This window comes from Pseudomonas sp. GW823-FHT02F05 (assembly GCF_058797315.1).
Map to the genome: position 1 here is coordinate 94,795 of NZ_JBXAJM010000010.1, position 23,774 is coordinate 118,568.

Below are 23,774 nucleotides of genomic sequence, written 5' to 3' on the forward strand. Positions count from 1 at the left end.
AATCGATGTCAAACGAGAATCCGCTGATATATGATGCGCCGCGAATTCTTGGCAGGTTTGCCGTCCCATCTGGCTCATTCACTAGGTTCTACACCCATGCGTCGTATTCTGATTTCCATCTGTGTGCTCCAGGCGTTTTCCCCCTTCGCGTGGGCAGAGCAGGCACCTGCCGAGAACGCCAGTATCGAGCTGCAAGCGACCAATGTCACCGCCACCGCGCACCTTGAGTCGGCCCAAGGCCCCGTGCAGGGCTACCACGCCACACGTTCAGCCAGTGCGACGCGCACCGACACCGCCATTCATGAAACTCCACAGTCCATCAGCGTAGTGTCCAAGGACGTGGTCGAAGACCTCGGTGCAACGCGCCTGCAGGATGCCCTCGATTACGCGGGCGGCGTGGGCCGCGCCAACAATTTCGGCGGCCAGGGCCTGACCACCTTTACCGTGCGCGGCTTCACCACCGGTGAGTTCTACCGCAACGGTTTCCCGATCAACCGCGGTTACCCGAACATGCCGGACGCCAACACCATCGAGCGTCTGGAAGTGCTGCGCGGCCCCGCGACCATGCTCTACGGCCGTGGCGACCCAGGCGGCACCTTCAATGTGGTGTCCAAGCAACCGCTGGCCGAACGCACCGTCACCCTGGGCAGTCAGCTCAATGACCAGGGCATGAAGCGCGGCACCCTGGATGCCTCCGGCCCGCTGGACGATGAAGGCCGCCTGGCCTATCGCCTGAACGTAGTGGGCGAGGGCGGCGACACCTTCCGCGATCACGTCGAGACGGAACGCTACGGCGTGACGCCGGTGATCAGCTGGCAGGCCACCGATGACACCAAGGTGACCTTCGAAGGCGATTTCATGCGCAACAACCACCCGCTGGACCGCGGCCTGACGCGTTTCCCCAACCAGCGTGGCACCCCCTCGCGCGATACGTTCTGGGGCGACAAGGATGCCGGCAAGCTGCACAACGACAACAACATGGCGCAGTTGCGTTTCGAGCACATGCTTAACGACAACTGGACCCTGGGCGGCGGTTTTCAATGGTTGGACGGCAGCCTGACGGGCAACGCCATTGAGGCCAACGGGCCGGGTAGCCTGGGCGCCGATGGCCGGACCCTGCAACGCAACTTCAACTACCGCAAGCTGGAATGGACCGACAAGGACTATCAGCTCAACCTGACCGGGCACTTCTCCACCGGCGGGTTCGATCACACCTTGCTCACCGGTATCGAGTACGAGGACTACGACTACAAGTCGATTATCCAGCGTTCCAGCGCCGCGGCGGGCACCTACCCAATCGATATCTTTGATCCGGTGTACGGTCAACCCCGTCCGGCACTGACCCGTACGCCGACCCACGACAAAGAAAACCTCAAGACCTACGCCGCTTTTGTACAGGACCAGGTTGCTCTCACTGAACGTCTGAAAGTGCTGGCCGGTGCCCGCTTCGAGCGTTTCGAGCATGATTACCAAAACTATGTAGGTAAAAGCTGGCAGGCCGCCGACAACGCCGTCACCCCGCGCGTGGGTGTGATCTACGACCTCACCGACACCGTCGCGGTCTATGCCGACGCCGCCCGTTCGTTCAAGCCCAACACCGGCGCCAGCCGCGAAGGCGCTGGTTTTGCGCCGGAGAAAGGCAAGTCCTACGAGATGGGCATCAAGTGGGAGGCGCTGGACCGGCAGTTGAGCGTGGATGCGGCGATCTATCAGATCGAGAAGAAAAACGTGCTGACCACCGACCCCGTGGACAATACCTTCAGTGTTGCGGCTGGCCAGGTGCGCAGTCGGGGCTTCGACCTCAATGTGGCAGGCAACCTCACGCCCGAATGGCGCGTGATCGGCGGCTACGCTTACGTAGATGCGGAAGTTACCCGTGATAACACGTTGCGCTCCGGCACACGCTTGATGAACATCCCGCGCAACAGCTTCAGCCTGCTTAACGTCTACGAGTTCCAGGACGGCGCGCTCAAAGGCCTGGGCCTGGGCGCCGGCGGCAAGTACGTCGACCAACGCGCCGGCCAGACCGCCAATACGGCATTCTCCATGGACGCCTATACCGTGGTCGACCTGCTCGGTTACTACAAGGTCAATGAGCGTGTGCGCTTGAACCTGGATGTGAAGAACCTGTTCAACCGCGAATATGAAGAAGGCGCGTTCGGCAATATCTACGCCTACCCCGGCGCACCGCGTACCGTGCAGGTGGGCATCGCCTACACCCTGTGATGAACAGCTGCGGTACCACGCAGGGCCGGTGGCGAGAGAGATTGCTCCCGTGACGCTACGCGTTCCAACTGTGGGAACTGGCTTGCCTGCGATGACGGCCTGACAGCCGACACTTCTCTACCTGACACCCCACATTTGGAATGCGGCGCGTCAGGTGGATATGCGTCGGCTGGCAGGCCGTCACGGGAGCAAGCTCCCTGGCCACAGGGACCTGCATCAGCTTCACCTGTCAGGTTTGACAGTAGACACTGGCGGGCGATCGAGGGATGTTTGCTCGTAACGTGCCAGCGCAGCGGTCGGCGCTCATTGCTTTTCGAAGCCACGCTTAATAGGGATATTAAAAATGGAACGGGAACTGATCGAGAAAGCTGAAGACCTGATCAAAAAGACCAACGATGCCGAGCGTCTGTTCACCCGATACGCCACCAAGTGCTACACGTCAGCCTTGCAAAAATATGCCAAGGAGATCAGCGAAACCTCCTATACCTATCTGCTGGCCGAGCTGGCCGAAAGTTCGCTGAGTTCGGAAATTCTAGGCCGTCCAGGCGCCAATATCAGCCTGGTCAGGATCGAGATAGAGGAGGTCATGCTCGAAGCCGATGTGATCAAGAAATTGAAGCGGGCCGAAACCCATTACCTGGAAACCCTGGAATCGGTGCGCAAGTTCGAAGACCTTAAACGCTTCGAGAAAATGCAGGACACGTCCGATATCGTCCGCTCGATAAAACTCGGCGTGTCACGTTTCAATATCCTGTTTGTCATCTTGCTGATCGGTGGGTTGACCTGGGCGGCGATCAATCTGCCTAAAGAAGCCTTGGCGTTGATTTCCGCTGCGATCGGCGGCGCCATCACTCACTTGCTGTCCGAGCGCCAGGCCGTGCTGGCGCTGAAAAAAGAGGGCGATAACACCTGCCCCAGGGCCAACAATAACAGTCAGGAATGACGCGGGCTCACAACGGCGTCAACACGTTCATCACCGTATCCAGCGCCACCCGCGTGTCATCCAGTTGCACCAGCGACGCATGCCGCGCACCCAGGGCGTCGCGGTTCTGGATCGCAGTGAGGATCGCTTTGTGCCGAGGCAGACTCAGGCCCTGGATATCCGGACGGCGGTTGGTGATGTTGATCGACTCGCGCAACGGCAGCGAGAGCATGTTGCACATATAGGCGAGCAGGTCGTTGCGGGTGGCGTCGGCAATCGCGCGGTGGAAGTCCAGGTCGGCCTGTAACAGGTCCTCGTGGGTCTTGGCGGTTTCCATGCCTTGGTAGGCTTGTTCGATGGTGGCGATGTCTTCGTCGGTGGCGGTGGTCGCGGCCATGGCGGCGATTTCCGGTTCGAGAATGCGGCGCACCCCGGCCAGGGTGTTGAAAAACTCGCTGTGGGGCGTGGACTGCATCAACCAGGACAGCACGTCCGGGTCGAGCAGGTGCCATTTCAAGCGTGGCCGTACCACCGCGCCCACCCGTGGCTTGGAGTACACCAGGCCCTTGGCGCTGAGCACCCGTGTGGCTTCGCGCAATACCGAGCGGCTGACCTGGTATTCCTCGCACAGCGTGGCTTCCATGGGCAAGCGTTCTTCAGGCTTGAAGCGACCGGAAACGATGTGCATGCCCAAGTCCTGAACGATCTGGGCATGCTGGCTCTTGCGCGGCTTGGGCGGCTGGTGATCCATAACGACGGGGAGGCTCTGGCTTAGATTCGCCGCATCATAGCATCCCAATTAGTGGGAATGCCGTGGGACTTCTGCCCCGCGACAGCCCACCAGGAAGTCAAAGTCACAGCCTTGGTCGGCCTGCAGCACATGGTCGATATACAGCTGGCGATAGCCGCCGACGATTAGGTTCTGCGCGGGCGGCAGGTCGGCCATGCGCGCTGCCAGCTCGGCGTCTGGAATGTCCAGGTGCAGGCGGCCATTGGCGCAATCGAGTTCGATCCAGTCACCTTCCTTCACTGTCGCCAACGGCCCGCCAGCAGCGGCTTCCGGTGCCACGTGCAACACCACGGTGCCGTAGGCGGTGCCGCTCATGCGCGCATCGGAAATGCGCACCATGTCCGTCACGCCCTGGGCCAGCAGCTTGGCCGGCAGGCCCATGTTGCCGACTTCGGCCATGCCGGGGTAACCCTTGGGGCCGCAGTTCTTCATGACCAGGATCGAGTTGGCATCCACGTCCAGCTCCGGGTCGTTGATGCGTGCCTTGTACATGTCGAAGTTCTCGAACACCACGGCGCGGCCACGGTGTTGCATCAGTTCGGGGCTCGCTGCCGAAGGCTTGAGCACCGCGCCCAGGGGCGCGAGGTTGCCACGCAGCACGCAGATGCCGCCGTCGGCGCGGATCGGGTTGTCCAGCGTGCGGATCACTTCGTCCTGGCCGTAGATCGGCGCATCCTGGGTGTTCTCGCCCAGGGACTTGCCGTTGACCGTCAAGGCGTTGGGGTGGGGGATCAGATTGGCCTCACCCAGGCGACGCAGCACTGCGGGCAGGCCGCCGGCGTAGTAGAACTCTTCCATCAGAAAGCGTCCGGAGGGCTGCAGGTCGACGATGGTCGGCATACCGCGGCCGATGCGGGTCCAGTCATCCAGGTCGAGTTCGACGCCGATGCGCCCGGCGATGGCTTTCAAGTGGATCACGGCGTTGGTCGAGCCGCCGATGGCCGCGTTCACGCGGATAGCGTTTTCAAACGCCTCCTTGGTGAGGATTTTCGACAGCTTCAAGTCCTCACGCACCATCTCCACGGCGCGCATGCCCGACATGTGCGCCAGTACATAGCGGCGCGCATCCACGGCCGGAATCGCCGCGTTGTGGGGCAGGGAAGTGCCCAGCGCCTCGGCCATGCAGGCCATGGTGGAGGCCGTGCCCATGGTGTTGCAGGTGCCCGCCGAGCGCGACATGCCGCCCTCGGCCGCGAGGAAATCATCCAGGGTGATGGTGCCGGCCTTGACCTGTTCGCTGAGCTGCCACACCACCGTCCCCGAGCCGATGTCCTGGCCCTTGTGCTTGCCGTTGAGCATCGGCCCGCCAGTGACGACGATGGCCGGCACATCACAACTGGCCGCGCCCATCAGCAGCGCCGGGGTGGTCTTGTCGCAGCCGGTCAGCAGCACCACACCGTCAATCGGATTGCCGCGAATCGCTTCTTCCACATCCATGCTCGCCAGGTTGCGCGTGAGCATGGCGGTAGGGCGCAGGTTGGATTCGCCATTGGAAAACACCGGGAACTCCACCGGGAAGCCACCGGCCTCGATCACGCCACGCTTGACGTGCTCGGCGATCTGGCGGAAATGCGCGTTGCACGGCGTCAGCTCCGACCAGGTGTTACAGATGCCGATGATCGGCTTGCCATGGAACTGATGGTCGGCAATGCCCTGGTTCTTCATCCAACTGCGGTACATGAAGCCGTTTTTGTCGGCGGTACCAAACCACTGGGCAGAGCGTAGGCCGGGCTTTTTGTCAGGCATGATCGATTCTCTTATTGTATGACTATATGTTCTATGCGTGCTTAAACATAAGCGCAAAATCGCCGCTTTGGAAGTGTTGTTTTGCAAATAGTCATACTATATAGTCGGTCTCAACTGAGGTATGGCCCTGGCGGATTTCGTCAGAGGCGTCCCCCGAGCTTCTATAAAAACAACAATCGGAGATCGACCCCATGAGCCAGGAACTGCGGCTTATTCGGCGCATCACGCTGAAACTGATTCCCTTCCTGATCCTGCTGTACCTGATCGCCTACGTGGACCGTTCCGCCGTGGGCTTCGCCAAGCTGCACATGGGCGCTGACGTGGGCATCGGTGACGCCGCCTATGGCCTCGGTGCCGGGTTGTTCTTCATTGGCTATTTCCTGTTCGAAATTCCCAGCAACCTGATGCTTGACCGCTTCGGCGCACGGCGCTGGTTTGCGCGCATCATGATCACCTGGGGCGCCATCACCATCGGCATGGCGTTCGTGCAGGGGCCGCACAGCTTCTATGTGATGCGCTTTCTGCTGGGCGCGGCGGAGGCGGGGTTCTTTCCCGGCGTGCTGTACTACATCACCCAGTGGTTCCCGGTGCGCCATCGCGGCAAGATCCTCGGGCTGTTCATCCTCTCCCAACCTATTGCAATGATGATCACCGGCCCGGTGTCCGGCGGTTTGCTCGGCATGGACGGCATTCTTGGCCTGCATGGCTGGCAGTGGCTGTTCATCGTGATCGGCACCCCGGCGATCCTGCTGACCTGGCCGGTGCTGCGATACCTGCCGGACGGCCCCCAGAAGGTCAACTGGATGAGCGAGGAAGAAAAAGCCTGGCTCACCGGCGAGCTGCACAAAGACCTGCAAGCCTACGGCCAGACGCGCCATGGCAACCCCTTGCATGCGCTCAAGGACAAGCGCGTGTTGCTGCTGGCGCTGTTCTACCTGCCGGTGACCCTGAGTATCTACGGCCTCGGCTTGTGGCTGCCGACCCTGATCAAGCAGTTTGGCGGCAGCGACCTCACAACCGGTTTCATCTCCGCCGTGCCCTATATCTTCGGCATCATCGGCCTGTTGATCATCCCGCGCAGTTCCGACCGCTTGAACGACCGTTACGGCCATCTCGCCGTGCTCTATGTACTGGGCGCCATCGGCCTGTTCTGCAGCGCCTGGCTCACGGTGCCAGTGCTGCAAATGGCCGCACTGTGCCTGGCGGCGTTTGCCATGTTTTCCTGCACCGCCGTGTTCTGGACCCTGCCGGGGCGCTTCTTTGCCGGCGCCAGTGCGGCAGCCGGTATTGCCTTGATCAACTCGGTGGGCAACCTCGGCGGTTACATCGGCCCGTTCGTGATCGGTGCGCTCAAGGAGTACACCGGCAATCTGGCCTCAGGCTTGTATTTCTTATCCGGTGTGATGGTGTTCGGGTTGCTGCTGACCCTCGTGGTCTACCGCTTGTTGGAACGCAAGCACGTGCTGCCCGTCGACCAATTCGCCGCCAGCGCCCGTGGCGCCACACGCACTTAAATCCAGGAGAACCTGCATGCGTTTAGTTCAGTTCGAGTTGAGCAACGGTGAGCGCCGCGTCGGCGTGGTAGAAGGCAACCAGGTACGCGAAGTGCGCGGCGCCCACAGCGTGCGTGAACTCGCGCTGGCTGCCATCGATGTCGGCGGCAAGTTGCAGCAACAGGTAGAAGCCCTCGGCCTGGGCGTCAGCCATGACTACGCCGCCTTGTTGGCGGAACACAAAATCCTGCCGCCGTTGGACCATCCGGACCCGGCCCATATGCTGATCAGCGGCACTGGTCTCACCCACCTGGGCAGTGCCTCGGCCCGCGACAAGATGCACCAGCAGGCCGGCGACGACAGCGCGATGACCGACACCATGCGCATCTTCAAATGGGGCGTGGAGGGCGGCAAACCAGGCGCTGGCCAGGCCGGTGTGCAACCGGAGTGGTTCTACAAAGGCGATGGCAGCATCGTCGTGCGCCCGGGCCAGGCCTTCCCGGTGCCGCCGTTCGCCGAAGACGCCGGCGAAGAGCCGGAAATCGGCGGCCTCTATGTGATCGGGCATGACCGTAAACCCTATCGCCTGGGCTTTGCGGTGGGCAACGAGTTCTCCGACCATGTGATGGAGCGCAAGAACTACCTGTACCTGGCCCATTCCAAGCTGCGCAGTTGCAGCTATGGCCCGGAGTTGCGCGTGGGCGAACTGCCCGAGCATCTGGCGGGCACCAGCCGCATTCTGCGCAACGGCGAGGTCATCTGGCAGAACGAATTCCTCAGTGGCGAGGCCAATATGTGCCACAGCCTGGAAAACCTCGAATACCACCACTTCAAATACAGCCAGTTCCTCAAGCCGGGCGATGTGCACATTCACTTCTTCGGCACCGCCACCTTGTCATTCGCCGACGGTATACGTACCCAGCCGGGCGATGTGTTCGAGATCAGCCAGGCTGAATTCGGCGCGCCGTTGATCAACGGTATCGGCAGCAGCGATGCGGCATTTGAACCCGGCCAAGTCACCCCCCTTTAAGGAGATCAACATGACCCAGTTCCTCGGCCACAACTACATCGGCGGCCAGCGCAGCGCCAACGGCAGCATCAAGCTGCAAAGCATCGACGCTACCACCGGCGAAGCCTTGCCCCAGGATTTCTACCAGGCCACCGCCCAGGAAGTGGACGCCGCCGCCCGGGCCGCGGCCCAGGCGTACCCGGCCTATCGTGCCTTGAGCGCCGCACGGCGTGCGCAGTTCCTGGATGCGGTGGCCGATGAGCTGGACGCCTTGGGCGATGATTTCGTCGAACTGGTCTGCCGCGAAACCGCCTTGCCGGTCGCACGCATCAAAGGCGAACGCGGGCGCACCAGCGGCCAGATGCGTTTGTTCGCCACCGTGCTGCGCCGTGGTGACTTCTACGGCGCGCGTATCGACAAGGCCCTGCCAGAGCGCCAGCCGCTGCCGCGCCCGGACCTGCGCCAATACCGTATCGGCCTCGGCCCGGTGGCGGTGTTCGGCGCCAGCAACTTCCCCCTGGCATTTTCCACGGCTGGCGGCGACACCGCTGCCGCGCTGGCCGCCGGCTGCCCGGTGGTGTTCAAGGCCCACAGTGGGCACATGGCGACCGCCGAGCGCGTGGCCGATGCGATCATTCGTGCTGCCGAGGCCACCAAGATGCCGGCTGGCGTGTTCAATATGATCTTTGGCGGCGGCGTCGGTGAGGCGCTGGTCAAGCATCCGGCGATCCAGGCGGTAGGCTTTACCGGCTCGCTCAAAGGCGGCCGCGCCCTCTGCGACATGGCCGCGGCGCGCCCGCAACCGATCCCGGTGTTTGCCGAGATGTCGAGCATCAACCCCGTGATCGTGCTGCCCCAGGCGCTGCAAGCCCGTGCTGAAAGCATTGCCCGTGACCTGACCGCGTCGGTGGTACAAGGCTGCGGCCAGTTCTGCACCAACCCAGGCCTGGTGATCGGTATCGCCTCGCCTGCGTTCACCGCGTTCACTCAGCAGGTCGCGCAATTGATCGGTGAACAACCGGCGCAAACCATGCTGAATGCCGGCACCCTGGGCAGCTACGGCAAGGGCCTGGAAAAACTCCGGTCTCACCCGGGCATCCAGCATCTGGCGGGCAGCGCGCAATCGGGCAATCAGGCGCAACCGCAACTGTTCAAGGCGGATGTACGTCTGTTGATTGACGGCGATGAAGTGCTCCAGGAAGAAGTCTTCGGCCCCACCACGGTGTTCGTCGAAGTGGCCGATCAGGCCCAACTCAGCGCCGCCCTGCAGGGGCTGCACGGGCAATTGACCGCCACGCTCATCGGCGAACCGACCGACCTGCACCAGTTCGCCGAACTCACGCCCCTGCTGGAACAGAAAGTCGGGCGCATCCTGCTCAACGGTTACCCCACTGGCGTGGAGGTGTGCGATTCCATGGTTCACGGCGGGCCGTACCCGGCGACTTCCGACGCCCGTGGCACCTCGGTCGGCACTTTGGCTATCGACCGTTTCCTGCGCCCGGTGTGCTTCCAGAACTACCCTGATAGCCTGCTGCCCGACGCGTTGAAAAACGCCAACCCCTTGCGTATTCAGCGCCTGGTAAATGGCACGCCATCGCGCGAATCGCTGTAACTGATCAGGAGGCTTCATGTCGTTGAGCGCAGTCACCCCGCACCGTGCCCGGTTGGGCGAAGGGCCGTTCTGGGATGTACCGACCCAGGCCCTGTATTGGGTGGATATCGCCGCCCGCCAGGCGCTGCGTCTGATGGGGGGGCAGTTGCAAGTGTGGCAATTGCCTGAGCACGTCTCGGCGTTCATCCCCTGTCAAAGCGGTGATGCGCTGGTGACCTTGAGCAGCGGTGTGTATCGCCTGGACCTGGCCACCGAAGCCTTGACCCTGCTGTGCGTAGCCGACCCGCAAACGGGCAACCGCGGCAATGAAGCACGCTGCGATGCCCAGGGCCGGCTGTGGTTGGGCACCATGCAGAACAACATAGGCGAGCAGGGCGAAGACCTGCCGATTACGCGGCGCTCCGGTGGCTTGTTTCGCATCGATGCCGATGCGCGGGTCACGCCGTTGTTGGCGGGCCTGGGCATTCCCAACACCTTGCTTTGGAACGAGGCGGGCAGCCAGGTGCATTTCGGCGACAGCATGGACGGTACGCTCTATCAGCATTCGATCCAGGCTGACGGCCAACTCGGCGCCGCCCAGGCCTGGTTCGGGCCGCACACACGCGGCGGCCCGGATGGCTCGGCCATGGACGCCGACGGCTACATCTGGAACGCGCGCTGGGACGGCAGTTGCCTGCTGCGGCTAACGCCTTCAGGTGAGGTGGATCGCATCATCGAACTACCGGTCAGCCGTCCCACCAGTTGCGTGTTCGGTGGGCCCGAGCTCACCACGCTGTACATCACCAGCGCGGCGAGTCCCTTGGATCACCCCCTTGATGGTGCGGTATTGGCCATTGAGGTCGACGTGCCAGGCAAGCCCTGTCACCGCTTCGCCGGATAAACCAAACGCGCCGTTGTGGCGAGGGAGCTTGCTCCCGTTCGACAGCGCAGCTGGAGCTGGCTTTTTTGGGGGGGGCGCTGCGCACCCCAGCGGGAGCAAGCTCCCTCGCCACAACAGTACCCGTACACAAAACGAACATTGAAAAAAACAACAACAAGGAGTCACCCCTATGAATCGTCGTCGTGGTTTGCGTTCCCTGTGCTGCGCCGCTGTGGCGGTCTCGGCCATGAGCTTGAGCGGCCTGTTGCTGGCCGCTGAAGAAGTGAAAATCGGTTTTCTGGTCAAGCAGGCCGAAGAGCCGTGGTTCCAGACGGAGTGGGCGTTTGCGGAAAAAGCCGCCCAGGACAAAGGCTTCAAACTCATCAAGATCGCGGTGCCGGACGGCGAGAAAACCCTCTCGGCCATCGACAGCCTGGCCGCCAACGGCGCCAAAGGTTTCGTGATCTGCCCGCCGGACGTGTCCCTGGGCCCGGCCATCGTTGCCAAGGCCAAGGTCAACGGTTTGAAAGTGATGGCCGTGGATGACCGCTTTGTCGATGCCAAGGGCAACTTCATGGAAGACGTGCCGTACCTGGGCATGGCCGCGTTTGAAGTCGGCCAGAAGCAAGGCGCCGCCATGGCCGCCGAAGCGAAAAAACGTGGTTGGGACTGGAAGGACACCTACGCGGTGATCAACACCTTCAACGAGCTCGACACCGGCAAGAAGCGCACCGACGGCTCGATCAAGTCGCTGGAAGAGGCTGGCATTCCTAAAGATCACATCCTCACCGCCCCGCTGAAAACCCTCGACGTGCCAGGCAGCATGGACGCCACCAACTCGGCACTGGTCAAGCTGCCGGGTAGCGCGAAGAACCTGATCATCGGCGGCATGAACGACAACACCGTGCTCGGCGGCGTGCGCGCCACCGAAAGTGCCGGTTTCGCCGCAGCCAATGTGATTGGTATCGGCATCAATGGCACCGACGCCATCGGCGAATTGAAGAAAGCCAACAGCGGCTTCTTCGGCTCGATGCTGCCCAGCCCGCACATTGAAGGCTACAAAAGCGCTGAGATGATGTACGAGTGGGTTACCCAGGGCACCGAGCCGCCGAAATACACGGCCATGGACGAAGTGACGCTGATTACCCGTGAAAACTTCCAGGCGGAACTGACCAAGATCGGGCTGTGGAAATGACCGCTGCGGCCCTGCGGTTTGAAGGCATCGGCAAGACCTTTCCCGGGGTCAAGGCGCTGGATGGCATTTGCTTCACCGCCCACCCGGGGCAGGTGCACGCGCTGATGGGTGAGAACGGCGCCGGCAAGTCGACCCTGCTGAAAATCCTCGGCGGCGCCTACATTCCGTCCAGCGGTACGGTGCAGATCGGCGCGCAGACCATGGCCTTCAAATGCGCCGCCGACAGCATCGCCAGCGGTGTGGCGGTGATTCACCAGGAGCTGCATCTGGTGCCGGAAATGAGCGTGGCCGAGAACCTGTTCCTCGGGCATTTGCCCACGCGCTTTGGCGTGGTCAACCGGAGCCTGCTGCGCAAGCAGGCCCTGGCCTGCCTCAAGGGCCTGGCCGATGAAATCGACCCCGACGAGAAACTCGGGCGCCTGTCCCTGGGCCAGCGCCAATTGGTGGAAATCGCCAAGGCGCTGTCCCGTGGCGCCCATGTGATCGCCTTTGACGAGCCGACCAGTAGCCTCTCGGCGCGGGAAATCGACCGCTTGATGGCCATCATCACGCGCCTGCGCGAGGAGGGCAAAGTGGTGCTCTACGTGTCGCACCGTATGGAAGAAGTGTTCCGTATCTGCGATGCGGTGACGGTCTTCAAGGACGGTCGCTACGTGCGTACTTTCGAGGACATGAACACGCTGACCCACGATCAACTGGTGACCTGCATGGTCGGTCGCGATATCCAGGATATCTACGATTACCGACCGCGTGAGCAGGGCGAAGTGGCGCTCAAGGTGGACGGCTTGCTCGGCCCCGGCCTGCGTGAACCAATCAGTTTCCAGGTGCGCAAGGGCGAGATCCTGGGCCTGTTCGGGCTGGTGGGCGCGGGGCGTACCGAGCTGTTTCGCCTGCTCAGTGGGTTGGAGCGCGCCAGTGCCGGCAGCCTGGAACTGTGCGGGCAAGCGCTGCAACTGCGCTCACCCCGGGACGCCATCGCCGCCGGGGTATTGCTGTGTCCGGAGGATCGCAAGAAAGAGGGCATCATCCCGCTGGGCAGCGTCGCTGAGAACATCAACATCAGCGCCCGTGGCGCCCATTCCACCTTTGGCTGGCTGTTGCGCGAAGGCTGGGAGAAAGGTAACGCCGACCGGCAGATCCAGGCGATGCGGGTCAAAACGCCGAACGCGGCGCAGAAGATCCTGTACCTGTCCGGTGGCAACCAACAGAAAGCCATCCTTGGCCGCTGGTTGTCGATGCCGATGAAGGTCCTGCTGCTGGACGAACCCACCCGGGGTATCGACATCGGCGCCAAGTCGGAGATCTACCAGATCATCCATAACCTGGCGGCCAGCGGTATAGCGGTGATCGTGGTGTCCAGCGACCTGATGGAAGTGATGGGCATCTCCGACCGCATCCTGGTGCTGTGCGAAGGCGCCCTGCGCGGCGAACAACTGCGCGAGCACGCGACTGAATCCAACCTGCTGCAACTGGCCTTGCCACGCGGCCTGGCGAACTGAGAGACGACCATGACTATCCAAAACAACGCGCTGCCCTCGGCACGCAAACCCCTCGATATGCGCGCATTGCTCGATAACTGGGCGATGCTCTTGGCGGCGGTGGGCATCTTCGTACTGTGCGCGCTGCTGATCGATAACTTCCTCTCGCCACTGAACATGCGCGGTCTGGGCCTGGCTATTTCCACTGTGGGCATCGCCGCGTGCACCATGCTGTTCTGCCTGGCCTCGGGGCACTTCGACTTGTCGGTAGGCTCGGTGATCGCCTGCGCCGGCGTGGTTGCGGCGATTGTGATGCGCGATACCGACAGCGTGATGCTGGGCATTGGCGCAGCGCTGCTGATGGGCCTGATGGTGGGGTTGATCAATGGCATCGTGATCGCCAAGCTGCGGGTCAACGCCTTGATCACTACGCTGGCGACCATGCAAATCGTGCGCGGCCTGGCTTACATCTTTGCCGACGGCAAGGCGGTAGGCGTGTCCCAGGAGCAATTCTTCGTGTTCGGCAACGGCCAATTGTTCGGCGTGCCGGTGCCGATCCTGATCACTATTGTCTGCTTCCTGTTTTTCGGCTGGCTGCTCAACTACACCACCTATGGGCGCAACACCATGGCCATCGGCGGTAACCCGGAGGCGGCGCTGCTGGCGGGCGTGAACGTTGACCGCACCAAGATCCTGATATTTGCCGTGCACGGCCTGATTGGCGCGCTGGCGGGAGTGATCCTGGCTTCACGCATGACCTCCGGCCAGCCGATGATCGGCCAGGGCTTCGAGCTGACGGTGATCTCGGCCTGCGTGCTGGGTGGGGTGTCGCTGAGCGGCGGCATCGGCATGATCCGCCATGTGATTGCCGGGGTGTTGATTCTGGCGATCATCGAGAATGCGATGAACCTGAAGAACATCGATACCTTCTACCAGTATGTGATCCGTGGTTCGATCCTGCTATTGGCCGTGGTCATCGACCGCATGAAACAACGCTGAGCCCAGGCGCTGTGAAAAACCAATGTGGGAGCTGGCTTGCCTGCGATAGCGTTGGTTCAGGCAATAATTGTGTAGCCTGTGCCACCGCTATCGCAGGCAAGCCAGCTCCCACAATTTAATCAGCGGTGAACTTGAAAATAGTGTGTTGGGTGTAAGTCTGCCCAGGATTCAAGCGGGTCGAGGCAAAACTCGGTTGGTTAGGCGCATCCGGAAAATGCTGAGTCTCCAAAGTAAACCCACTCCAATGCTGATAGGTCTTGCCGCCTTTGCCCTTCACCGAACCGTCGAGGAAGTTGCTGGTATAAAACTGTACGCCGGGCTCTGTGGTGTAGAGCTGCAAACGCCGTCCTGATTCAGGATCATGCACCTCGGCGGCCAACTGCTTGACGTCCCCTTTGGTATCCAGCGCCCAGTTGAAGTCGAAGCCACCTTGCTTGGGCTCGGCGAATTTAAGCTGCGGATGGTCTGCCTTGATGTGCTGGCCGATGGGTGTGGGCTTCAGGAAGTCCATTGGCGTGCCCTTGACCGGCGCCAGTTCGCCGGTGGGAATCAAGGTGGCATTCACCGGTGTGTAGTGGCTGGCGTGCAAGGTGGCGACCTGCTTGAGAATGTCGCCATTGCCCGCGCCGGCCAGGTTGAAGTAGCTGTGGTTGGTGAGGTTGAGCACCGTGGGCTTGTCGGTGGTGGCGGTGTAGTCGATGTGCAGTTCGTTGTTGTCGTTGAGGCGGTAGGTGACCTCGGTCTTCAAGTTGCCCGGAAAGCCCATTTCCCCGTCCTTGGACAGGTAGGTGAGGGTGACCCCCACCGAGTCTTTGTCCTTGACCGATTTGGCTTGCCACACCTGCTTGTCGAAGCCCTGGGCGCCGCCATGCAATGAGTTGGGGCCGTCGTTGAGCGGCACCTGGTAGCGTTTGCCGTCGAGTTCGAAGGCGCCGCCGGCCAGGCGATTGCCGAAGCGGCCGATGGTGGCGCCAAAAAACGCGGTACCGCCTTGATAGCCTTGCACGTCGTCGAAGCCCAGCACCACGTCGTCGAGCTTGCCGTGTTTGTCCGGCACCTTGAGCGACTGCAGCACACCGCCGTAAGTGATCACCGTGGCTTGCATGCCGTGGCTGTTGCGCAACACGTATTGTTCGACGGCGGTGCCATCGTTGGTTTTACCGAAGGGTTTGTGTTCGCTGCTAAGGCCGGCTGCGTGCGCGCCGCCGCTGGCGATCAGCATAGACAGCGCGAGGCCGGACAGCAGGTATCGAGGGTGCTTCATGGTCGAACTTCCTTTTGTTGTTTTGCTGGAATAGTTCTACTAATTTGAGATATTTTGTCGATATGACAGCAGATTTATAGCCTTTAACGCCGTTCTTGCAAAATAAAATAAGACTAATTAAGCGGAGCACTGATTGTTATGACTACCCAGCAAGCGATTTATCCCGACCTCAAGGACAAAACCGTGCTGGTTTCCGGCGGGGCTTCGGGGATTGGCGAGTTCATGGTGCGGGCCTTCGCCGCGCAGGGTGCCAAGGTGGCGTTTGTGGACCGTGCACAGAGCCAGGGTGAACGCCTGGCGGCGCTGCTGAACTCCAAAGGGCACAGTGTCGAGTTCGAGTGCTGCGATATCACCGACGAGATCGGCTACCGTGCGGCGATCGGGCGTTTCGAGCACTCCCTGGGGTCGATCACGGTACTGGTCAACAATGCGGCGAACGATGTGCGCCACAGCCTGGAAGAAATCGACTCGCACATGTTCGACCAACTGATTGCGGTCAACCTCAAGCACGCCTTCTTTGCCGCAAAGGCGGTGGTGCCCATGATGAAGGAGGCCGGTAGCGGCTCGATCATCAACCTGGGCTCGGTGGGCTGGATGATGGCCTCGGCCGGCTACCCCGTATACGCCGCCAGCAAGGCTGCCGCTCACGGCATGACCCGAGCCCTGGCGCGTGAACTGGGGCCCAACCATATCCGCGTCAACACCTTGGTGCCGGGTTGGGTGATGACCGAAAAACAACTGGCCATGTGGGTCGACGACGCCGCCAAGGAGCTCATCGCCCGCAGTCAGTGCCTGCCCGGCAGCGTGATGCCGGAACACATCGCCAACATGGCGCTGTTTTTGGCCTCGGATGCCTCGGCGATGTGCTCGGCGCAGAACTTTATCGTCGACGGCGGGTGGGTGTAGCGACACCAACAGGGCTCCCTGTAGGAGCGAGCTTGCTCGCGAAAAACGTCAACGATAACGCGTGTAGCCTGAGTAAACGCGGCGTCTATGAGTTTTTCGCGAGCAAGCTCGCTCCTACACATTAGGGCGAGTTCATTCGATGGGGTAACGCTTGAACGCCGGGTGCTGCTCCAGGCGTTCAGCATGGCGCTTGAGGTTGGGGAACGCATCGGCCTTCACCACCGAGGCCACGGTGAACTGGCTGAACGACCAGGCGACCGCTGCGGTGAGGGAGGCCTGGGTCAGCGCCTCGTTGCCCGCCAGTTGCTTGTCCAGCAACGTATAGGCCGCCAGCAATTGCCCGGTAACGCGCTCAAGCCAAGGCGCATGCAATTTTTCAGCGGGGCGCAGGTTGTGTTCATAGACGATCTGCACGCTTTTTTCACAGGCCGCCAGCGCGAGCCCAAGCAGTTGCAGGTCGCGGGCGCGTGCCGCCGGTTGTTGGGGCAGCAGCTTTTTGTCAGCCGGCGCCAGCGCTTCCAGGTAATCGAGGATCAGGCTCGAATCCATCAGCATCGTCCCATCGTCCAGCACCAGGGAAGGGGCCTTGACCACCGGGTTGATCTGGGCAAATTCAGCGTAAGTACTGAACACCGACAGCGGTTCATGCACAAAGTCCACCCCGTATAACTCCAGGGAAACAGCCACGCGGCGTACGTAGGGCGAGTCCAGCATTCCGACCAGTTTCATGCAGCCTCCATTGCTTACAGGGTGTTGGGCTCACGAGATTAAGGGCGCGGGCCTGGATTGCGCAACGGCGTTGTGCAGCAGCCGATACGCCTGCACCAATTGATCCAGGCTGAACGCCAGGTTGCGCCCGCTGGGGTTGGGCAGCACCCATACCCAGGCGTCGCCCAGTAGCTGCGCTTGCAAACCCCAGGCGACCTCGCGCTGGCCGGTCAGTGCGCTATAGCCGGGCTTGCCGAGGAACGCGACGAAACGCGGGGCATGGCGGCGAACTTTATGTTCGAGCGCCGCAGCCGCGTCCTGGAACTCATGCCGCGCCAACTCGCCTGCACTGGCCGTTGGCCGTGCCACCAAAGTGGTCAATCCGCAACCGTAGTGCAGCAAGGTGGCGCCGTCTTGCGGGCGAATTTCATTGGGCGTGAAACCGGCCAGGTGCACGGTGCGCCAGAAACGATTGCTGCGATTGGCAAAATGCAGGCCGAGGGCTGCCGAGCCCTTGCCAGGGTTGATGCCGCAGAACAGTACGTGCAAGTGGTCGGCGAGGAGGTCGTCGAGTCGATCATTCATGCCGGATCTTCCATGCTGATAGGTGTGACGAATCATCGACCTTTGGTTTAGTCTGGAGCGCTTAGTTGATCGCAAGCGCCTCTGGAGCATTGATTATGACCGAGTACGTACCTGCCAAAGTCTGGACCTGGGACACCGAAAGCGGCGGCACCTTCGCCAGCATCAACCGGCCCATCGCCGGCGCCACTCACGAAAAGCCGCTGCCGGTGGGCAAGCACCCGCTGCAGTTATACTCCCTGGCCACGCCCAATGGGCAGAAGGTCACGATCCTGCTGGAAGAGCTGCTGGCCCTGGGGCACAGCGGCGCGGAATACGACGCCTGGCTGATCAAGATCGGCGACGGCGACCAGTTCGGCAGTGGCTTTGTGGCGGTGAACCCGAACTCGAAGATTCCGGCGCTGATGGACCACAGCGGCGCCACACCGATTCGCGTGTTCGAATCAGGCGCGATTTTGCAGTACCTGGCCGAGAAGTTCGGTGCGTTCCTGCCCACGGAGCCCGCCGCACGGGCTGAATGCCTGTCGTGGCTGTTCTGGCAGATGGGCAGCGCGCCTTACCTGGGGGGCGGCTTTGGGCATTTCTATGCCTATGCGCCGAGCAAGATGGAATACCCGATCAACCGCTTCGCCATGGAGACCAAGCGCCAATTGGATGTGCTGGATAAGCGCCTGGCGGTCAGCCAATACATCGCCGGGGATGAATACACCATTGCCGATATCGCCATATGGCCTTGGTACGGTGGGTTGGTCAAAGGCCGTTTGTATGGTGCGGCAGAGTTTTTGTCGGTGCATGAATACAAGCATGTGATGCGCTGGGCGGATGCGATTGATGCGCGGCCGGCGGTGCAGCGTGGGCGGCGGGTGAACCGGGTGTCGGGGGATGATCAGTTGCCCGAGCGCCATGATGCAAGTGACCTGGATTGATACGATAACCACGTGGCGAGGGAGCTTGCTCCCGCTGGGGCGCGAAGCGGCCCCGCTCTTTGTTTAAAAAGGCTGGGACTGCTACGCAGTCCAGCGGGAGCAAGCTCCCTCGCCACAGTTGCCGCTTCTGCCTTCGATAGTATCCAGCTGATTGTTCGAGTTATTTGTAGCGCTGCTCAAACACCCCCACCTGCTCAGGCGTGATCAGCTCGAAAGGCACCCACACCTGCGCGTCAACTTGCTCGCCCTTGATCATCCGCACCGCCGCTTGCACGGCCTGGGCAGCCTGGGCCTTGGGGTCTTGGAACACTGAGCCTGCCAGCAGCCCGCGCTTGATCGCTGCCAGGCCATCGGGCAAGCCGTCGATGCCGACAATCGCAATCTCGCCCTTGGCCTTGCCCGCTTGCTGCAAGGCCATGGCCGCGCCAATCGCCATTTCATCGTTGTTGGCGACAATGGCATTGAACGGGGTACCGGCCAGCAACCAGTTGCTGGTCAGGTCCATCCCCTTGCTGCGCTGCCATTCGGCGCTTTGTTGCTCGACGATCTTGATCCCAGGAAAGTCCTTGAGCACCTGTTTGACCCCCTCGGTGCGGGCATGGGTGGCGTTCTGCGCAAGGTCGCCCATGACGATCGCCACGTTGCCTTTGCCACCCAGTTTTTGGGCGAGGTAACGCATCTGCAATTGCCCCGCTTCGATGTCGTTGGAGGCCACGGTGACCACGCCCTCAGGCAGCGTACGCTCATCCGGGTGGCGGTTGACGTACACCAGCGGTGTCTTCGCCGCCACGGCAGCGCGGGTGATGTTGGCGGTGGCGGCGGTGTCGACCGGCAGCACGATCACCGCATCGACCTTCTGGTTGAGAAAGCCTTCGACCTGATTGAGCTGGCGCACTACATCGCCCTGGGCGTCTTCGAATTGGATCTGCACGTCCTGGTGTTTCGCTGCCGCCTCCAGGCCGGTGCGCACATAGGTCATGAAGTTATCGTCCACCCGGGCAATGCTCACGCCGATGCGATAGGCAGCGAAGGTCCACTGGCTGAACACCAACAACAGCGCGGCCACTAGTAATGAATAACGGTGCATGAGGCTGTTCCTTTTATTGTTATAGGGTGAATGCCTGACGGAAACGCTCCAGGGCCGACTCGCTGTCGCCGCTGGCCCAGCCCTCCAGGCCGACCACACCGGTGTAACCCATGGCGTGCAAGGCCCGGGCAATGGCCGGGTAGTGGATTTCGCCCGTGCCGGGCTCCTTGCGTCCAGGCACATCAGCGACCTGGATTTCGCCGATGGCGCTGCCAGCGCGCTGGATCAATTCGATCAGGTTACCTTCGCCAATCTGCGCGTGGTACAGGTCCAGGTTCATCTTCAAATGCGGGCTGCCGACGGCTTCGATCAGGGCCAGGGTGTCGTCGGCACGTGCGAACGGTGTACCTGGGTGATCGACGGCGGTGTTGAGGTTTTCCAGCAGGAACACGCGGCCGGCGTCTTCTCCCAGGCGCGCGATTTTTTCCAGGCTCTTGCAAGCGCTCAGCCACATGCGCCCGGTGGTGTGGCTGACGGGCTGCACGGGCAGGCCGCCTTCACCCAGGCCCGTGCCATGCAGATTGAGGCTGGGACAATTGAGGCGCTCGGCAATGCCCAGGGACTCACGGGCGCTGTCGAGCAATTGGCGGATGCCGTCGGGGTCGGTGAGGGTGCCGGTGAGGTAGCCGGTCATCGAGGTGAAGTCCGCGCCGGTCGCCGCCAAGGCATTGATGTCCTTGTCGGCCCAACTCCAGATTTCGGCGCTGAAGCCCAAGGCATGAATACGTTTGACCCGTTCGATGAAGGGCAGTTCGAGAAACACCATTTCGGCACTGACGGCCAATTTGAACGGCATCATTAGCGGGCTCCTTGAACGGCCACGGCCTTGCCGGTTTGGTACGACTCAATGCAGGCACGGGCAATTGCCAGGGCTGCACGCGCATCTTCACCGCTGGCCAGGGGCTTGGCGCCGCTGCGCAGGCAGTCGACAAAGTGGTTGAGCTCGGCAATGTAGGCGTCGCGCAGCAGGTCGGTGTCCATCCGCTGGGTGTCTGCCTGGATGCCCTCGGCCAGGTAGCGCACCAGGTCGCAGTCGTTAAGGCTGCCCATGCTCAGCATGCCCTTGCTGCCGAACACTTCGCCGCGCACGTCGTAGCCATACACGGCCTGGAAGCTGGCTTCGGCGGTGGCAATGGCGCCGTTGTCAAAGCGCAGGGTGACCACGGCGGTGTCGAGCAAACCTTGGCTTTTGAATTGCGGGGCAATCAGCGCGTCGGCCATCACCTGCACCTGTACCACTTCGGCCTCAGGGTTGAGGTAGCGCAAGGTGTCGAAGTCGTGGATCAGGGTTTCGAGGAAGATCACCCATTGCGGTGAGTTGGCCGGGTTGTTCAGCGCCGGGTCGCGGGTCAGCGAGCGTAGCAGCTGCGGCGTGCCAATACGTCCGGCGACGACGTCGAGGTGCGCAGTGCGAAAGCTCTTGGCGAAGCGCCGATTGAAGCCGACCTGCAACGGCACCCGTGCATCGGCAGCGGCGGCGATGGCGCGGTCGGCTTCGTCCAGGGTAATCGCCATGGGCTTTTCGCAGAAGATACCCTTGCCGGCGCGTGCGGCGTTGATCACCAGCTCCGCGTGGCTACGGGCAGGGGCGGCGATGAGCACGCCGTCGATGTCCGGGTCGTCCAGCAGCTGTTGCGGGTCGGTGTAGGCCTTGTCCACCCCCAGTTCTGCTGCCAGGCGAGCGGCCTGGCCTGGGACGGGATCGGCGATGGCGGCGAGGCAGGCACCGGGGATGTGGCGTGCGGCGGTAAGGCCATGGAAGCTGCCCATGCGGCCGGCACCGATCAAGCCCAGGCGGATGTTCTGTGTACTCATGAAGCGACCCCTTTTGTTGTTGTGGGCCCCCAGGACCGTCCTGGGTGACATTGGGGCAGGAGCAAGGCCTGTGCCAATTTATAACTGGCTGATTTATATGGGGTTATTATTTTAATTAAACAAAAAGTGTTCATGTTTGTGACATGTCTATACTGACATGTCGAAAATATGAACATGGATAACCGCAATGACCCAGGCGTTCAGTGTGCAAGACCTCGAATACCTCACGAACCTGGGGCCTGCCGCGCTGAACGACGGGCCCATTGCCGCGTTGGAACAGGCGTGGCGCCAATGCCTGGCTGGCCAAGTCGTGCGTCCCGACGGCGTACGCCAAGTCATCTGGGATTCCTGGCGACGCAGTGTCGAGGCGGGTATCGAGCCCGGTAACAGCGACTACCGCTTTGTTGCGCCTCATGTGCTGGCGGCGACCCTGGCCCACCATCGCGCCCTGATCGCCGCCGCCGCGCAGGTCATGCATGGATTGCTGGCTTACAACCCGCGGGGGCATATCAACCTCACGGATGCCGAGGGCACGACTCTGTATTTTTGCGGGCTGGACATCACCCCGGTGGGCAGTCGCTTGCTCGAATCGGTGCAAGGCACCAACTGCACCGGCCTGGCCCTGGCCGAAGATCGCCTGGTGTATGTGCTGGCTGAAGAAAATTTCGCCAGCGGCCTGCGCCAGCGCCACATGCACTGCGCCGCCGCGCCGATCAAAGATGCCCAAGGCCAGACCCTGGCCATGCTCACCCTGACCGCCGAGCCCGGCTGGTTTCATTTCCATACCCTGGGCACCGTTCAAGCGGCGGCCGAAGCGGTGTCGCGGCAGATGGCGCTGCAGGTGTTGCTGGAAGAACAACAGGCCGTACTCGAAGTGCTCAACGAAGGCTTGGTGGTGCTCGATGAGCGTGGCTGCATCAAGGCGCTCAACCGTTATGCGCGGCAATTGTTCGGGGTAGGGCGTGAGTTGATCGGCAGTCCTTTCCAGCGCCTGGGCCGCAGTGAACTGAGCGACGCGCTGGGTGAGCCTGTGCGCGACCGCGATTGCACCTTCCACTTGCACGACGGCAGCCAACTCGCCTGCCTGGTTTCGGTATGCCCACTGGAGCAGGGTGGGGTGATCGTGTCGGTGCGCGAAAACCGCCGTATCCGCGAGATTACCCGGCGCATTATCGGCACCCAGGCCCGCTATACCTTCGAGACCATCCTGGGCACCTCGCGGGCCATACAAGACGCACTGCACTTGGGGCGTATCGCCAGTCGCAGCGAGTCCACCACCTTGATCCTCGGCGAAAGCGGCACCGGCAAGGAACTGTTTGCCCAGGCCATTCATAACGGCAGCGAGCGTTGCAACGGCCCGTTTGTGGCGGTCAACTGCGGCGCGATCCCACGGGACCTGGTGCAGAGCGAACTGTTCGGCCACGTCGAAGGCGCGTTCACCGGCTCGGCGCGGGGTGGGGCGGCAGGCAAGTTCGAACTGGCGGATGGCGGCACCATCTTCCTGGATGAAATCGGCGACATGTCCTTCGATGCCCAGGTCAGTCTGCTACGGGTTTTGCAGGAGGGTGAAATCACCCGCGTCGGGGCCAAGCAATCGCGGCAAGTCGACGTGCGCATCATCGCCGCCACCCATCGCAACCTGAGCCAGGCGGTGGCCGAGGGTGCGTTTCGTGAAGACCTTTACTACCGACTCAACGTGCTGAACCTGAGCGTGCCGCCACTGCGCATGCGCCGTGACGATATCCCATTGCTGGCGCGGCACTTCCTGCAGCGCTGTGCCCGCTCGCTACGTAAAGCGGTACAAGGTTTCGCGCCGGATGCGTTGGCGTTGCTGTCAGCCCATGGTTGGCCGGGCAACGTGCGGGAATTGGAGAACGTCATTGAGCGGGCGACCAACCTGGCGATGGGCGAGCTGATTCAATCGACCGACTTGCCGCTGGAAACCCCGCAACGCACCACGTTGCGCGCCTACCAGCCCCAGCCCGCGCAGGATTTGAGCAGCCATGAAATGCACGCCATCGTTGCCGCGCTCACCAGCACCCGCGGCAACATTCGTCTGGCCGCACAGCAACTGGATGTGTCGCGGGGCGGTCTGTACAACAAGATGAGTCGGTTTGGCTTGAGCGCCGCCGATTTCCGTGAGCGCTGAAACCTCAA

The 23,774-nt window shown here is 61.9% G+C and carries 20 protein-coding genes; 12 read left to right on the forward strand and 8 right to left on the reverse strand.

The annotated features are described in order from the left end of the window. Positions 1-96: 96 nt before the first annotated feature. Together AC1RAC_RS13935 and AC1RAC_RS13940 are read left to right on the forward strand one after the other, a co-directional pair. On the forward strand, positions 97-2,226 hold the full coding sequence (locus AC1RAC_RS13935) for a TonB-dependent siderophore receptor (RefSeq protein ID WP_492616661.1): 2,130 nt from the start codon (positions 97-99) through the stop codon (positions 2,224-2,226). Positions 2,227-2,569: 343 nt separating this feature from the next. Further along, on the forward strand, positions 2,570-3,169 hold the full coding sequence (locus AC1RAC_RS13940; RefSeq protein WP_034126738.1) for a hypothetical protein: 600 nt from the start codon (positions 2,570-2,572) through the stop codon (positions 3,167-3,169). A gap of 7 nt (positions 3,170-3,176) precedes the next feature. On the opposite strand, the gene AC1RAC_RS13945 is transcribed toward AC1RAC_RS13940, so the two are convergent. Together AC1RAC_RS13945 and AC1RAC_RS13950 are read right to left on the reverse strand one after the other, a co-directional pair. After that, positions 3,177-3,899 carry a FadR/GntR family transcriptional regulator gene (locus AC1RAC_RS13945; RefSeq protein ID WP_034126739.1) on the reverse strand — a complete coding sequence of 241 codons (723 nt, stop codon included), beginning with the start codon at positions 3,897-3,899 and terminating at the stop codon, positions 3,177-3,179. A 48-nt stretch (positions 3,900-3,947) separates the two neighbouring features. Next, the gene (locus AC1RAC_RS13950; protein WP_089042659.1) at positions 3,948-5,684 is read right to left on the reverse strand and encodes an IlvD/Edd family dehydratase; all 1,737 of its coding nucleotides are present in this window, start codon (positions 5,682-5,684) and stop codon (positions 3,948-3,950) included. A gap of 191 nt (positions 5,685-5,875) precedes the next feature. Here AC1RAC_RS13950 and AC1RAC_RS13955 point away from each other — a divergent pair, with 191 nt between their 5' ends. The 7 genes from AC1RAC_RS13955 (at position 5,876) to araH (ending at position 14,329) form a co-directional block, all read left to right on the forward strand. Further along, positions 5,876-7,198 (forward strand): MFS transporter, encoded by a 1,323-nt coding sequence (locus AC1RAC_RS13955; protein ID WP_003190554.1) that lies wholly within the window; start codon positions 5,876-5,878, stop codon positions 7,196-7,198. A gap of 16 nt (positions 7,199-7,214) precedes the next feature. Further along, the gene (gene araD1, locus AC1RAC_RS13960) at positions 7,215-8,207 is read left to right on the forward strand and encodes an AraD1 family protein (protein ID WP_089042661.1); all 993 of its coding nucleotides are present in this window, start codon (positions 7,215-7,217) and stop codon (positions 8,205-8,207) included. Positions 8,208-8,217: 10 nt separating this feature from the next. After that, a complete protein-coding gene (locus AC1RAC_RS13965; RefSeq protein ID WP_492616662.1) occupies positions 8,218-9,798 on the forward strand; it encodes an aldehyde dehydrogenase (NADP(+)) in 1,581 nt (526 codons plus the stop codon). Positions 9,799-9,814: 16 nt separating this feature from the next. Then, positions 9,815-10,678: an SMP-30/gluconolactonase/LRE family protein gene (locus AC1RAC_RS13970; RefSeq protein ID WP_034126742.1), complete on the forward strand. Its 864-nt coding sequence runs from the start codon at positions 9,815-9,817 to the stop codon at positions 10,676-10,678. 169 nt (positions 10,679-10,847) lie between these two features. Beyond that, positions 10,848-11,852, forward strand: a complete 1,005-nt coding sequence (locus AC1RAC_RS13975; protein ID WP_492616663.1) for a substrate-binding domain-containing protein — start codon at positions 10,848-10,850, stop codon at positions 11,850-11,852. Then, positions 11,849-13,351, forward strand: a complete 1,503-nt coding sequence (gene araG, locus AC1RAC_RS13980) for an L-arabinose ABC transporter ATP-binding protein AraG (protein WP_198791184.1) — start codon at positions 11,849-11,851, stop codon at positions 13,349-13,351. The genes AC1RAC_RS13975 and araG overlap by 4 nt, the downstream gene beginning before the upstream one ends. Before the next feature lie 9 nt (positions 13,352-13,360). After that, positions 13,361-14,329 carry an L-arabinose ABC transporter permease AraH gene (gene araH / locus AC1RAC_RS13985; RefSeq protein WP_005787495.1) on the forward strand — a complete coding sequence of 323 codons (969 nt, stop codon included), beginning with the start codon at positions 13,361-13,363 and terminating at the stop codon, positions 14,327-14,329. 115 nt (positions 14,330-14,444) lie between these two features. Here araH and AC1RAC_RS13990 read toward each other — a convergent pair whose 3' ends face one another. Beyond that, entirely contained in the window at positions 14,445-15,593 is a 1,149-nt protein-coding gene (locus tag AC1RAC_RS13990; protein WP_054898567.1) for an aldose epimerase family protein, read from the reverse strand. A gap of 138 nt (positions 15,594-15,731) precedes the next feature. Between AC1RAC_RS13990 and AC1RAC_RS13995 the strand changes: the two genes are divergently transcribed. After that, positions 15,732-16,499 carry an SDR family NAD(P)-dependent oxidoreductase gene (locus AC1RAC_RS13995; protein WP_054918730.1) on the forward strand — a complete coding sequence of 256 codons (768 nt, stop codon included), beginning with the start codon at positions 15,732-15,734 and terminating at the stop codon, positions 16,497-16,499. 132 nt (positions 16,500-16,631) lie between these two features. On the opposite strand, the gene AC1RAC_RS14000 is transcribed toward AC1RAC_RS13995, so the two are convergent. After that, positions 16,632-17,228, reverse strand: coding sequence for a glutathione S-transferase family protein (locus tag AC1RAC_RS14000; protein WP_034127278.1), 597 nt, complete (start codon positions 17,226-17,228; stop codon positions 16,632-16,634). A gap of 30 nt (positions 17,229-17,258) precedes the next feature. Further along, positions 17,259-17,792, reverse strand: a complete 534-nt coding sequence (gene mug / locus AC1RAC_RS14005; RefSeq protein ID WP_054918728.1) for a G/U mismatch-specific DNA glycosylase — start codon at positions 17,790-17,792, stop codon at positions 17,259-17,261. Between the two features lie 95 nt (positions 17,793-17,887). Here mug and yghU point away from each other — a divergent pair, with 95 nt between their 5' ends. After that, positions 17,888-18,715, forward strand: coding sequence for a glutathione-dependent disulfide-bond oxidoreductase (gene yghU / locus AC1RAC_RS14010; RefSeq protein WP_034127280.1), 828 nt, complete (start codon positions 17,888-17,890; stop codon positions 18,713-18,715). A gap of 160 nt (positions 18,716-18,875) precedes the next feature. Here yghU and AC1RAC_RS14015 read toward each other — a convergent pair whose 3' ends face one another. Genes AC1RAC_RS14015 through AC1RAC_RS14025 form a run of 3 tightly spaced genes read right to left on the reverse strand, consistent with a single transcriptional unit; the run spans position 18,876 to position 21,617 of the window. Then, positions 18,876-19,802 carry a sugar ABC transporter substrate-binding protein gene (locus tag AC1RAC_RS14015; protein ID WP_034127281.1) on the reverse strand — a complete coding sequence of 309 codons (927 nt, stop codon included), beginning with the start codon at positions 19,800-19,802 and terminating at the stop codon, positions 18,876-18,878. A gap of 19 nt (positions 19,803-19,821) precedes the next feature. Beyond that, a complete protein-coding gene (locus AC1RAC_RS14020) occupies positions 19,822-20,601 on the reverse strand; it encodes a TIM barrel protein (protein WP_054898562.1) in 780 nt (259 codons plus the stop codon). Beyond that, on the reverse strand, positions 20,601-21,617 hold the full coding sequence (locus tag AC1RAC_RS14025) for a Gfo/Idh/MocA family oxidoreductase (RefSeq protein WP_054918726.1): 1,017 nt from the start codon (positions 21,615-21,617) through the stop codon (positions 20,601-20,603). Before AC1RAC_RS14025 ends, AC1RAC_RS14020 begins: the two co-directional genes overlap by 1 nt. A gap of 187 nt (positions 21,618-21,804) precedes the next feature. Between AC1RAC_RS14025 and AC1RAC_RS14030 the strand changes: the two genes are divergently transcribed. Next, positions 21,805-23,766 carry a sigma-54 interaction domain-containing protein gene (locus AC1RAC_RS14030; RefSeq protein ID WP_054918724.1) on the forward strand — a complete coding sequence of 654 codons (1,962 nt, stop codon included), beginning with the start codon at positions 21,805-21,807 and terminating at the stop codon, positions 23,764-23,766. Positions 23,767-23,774: the final 8 nt, after the last annotated feature.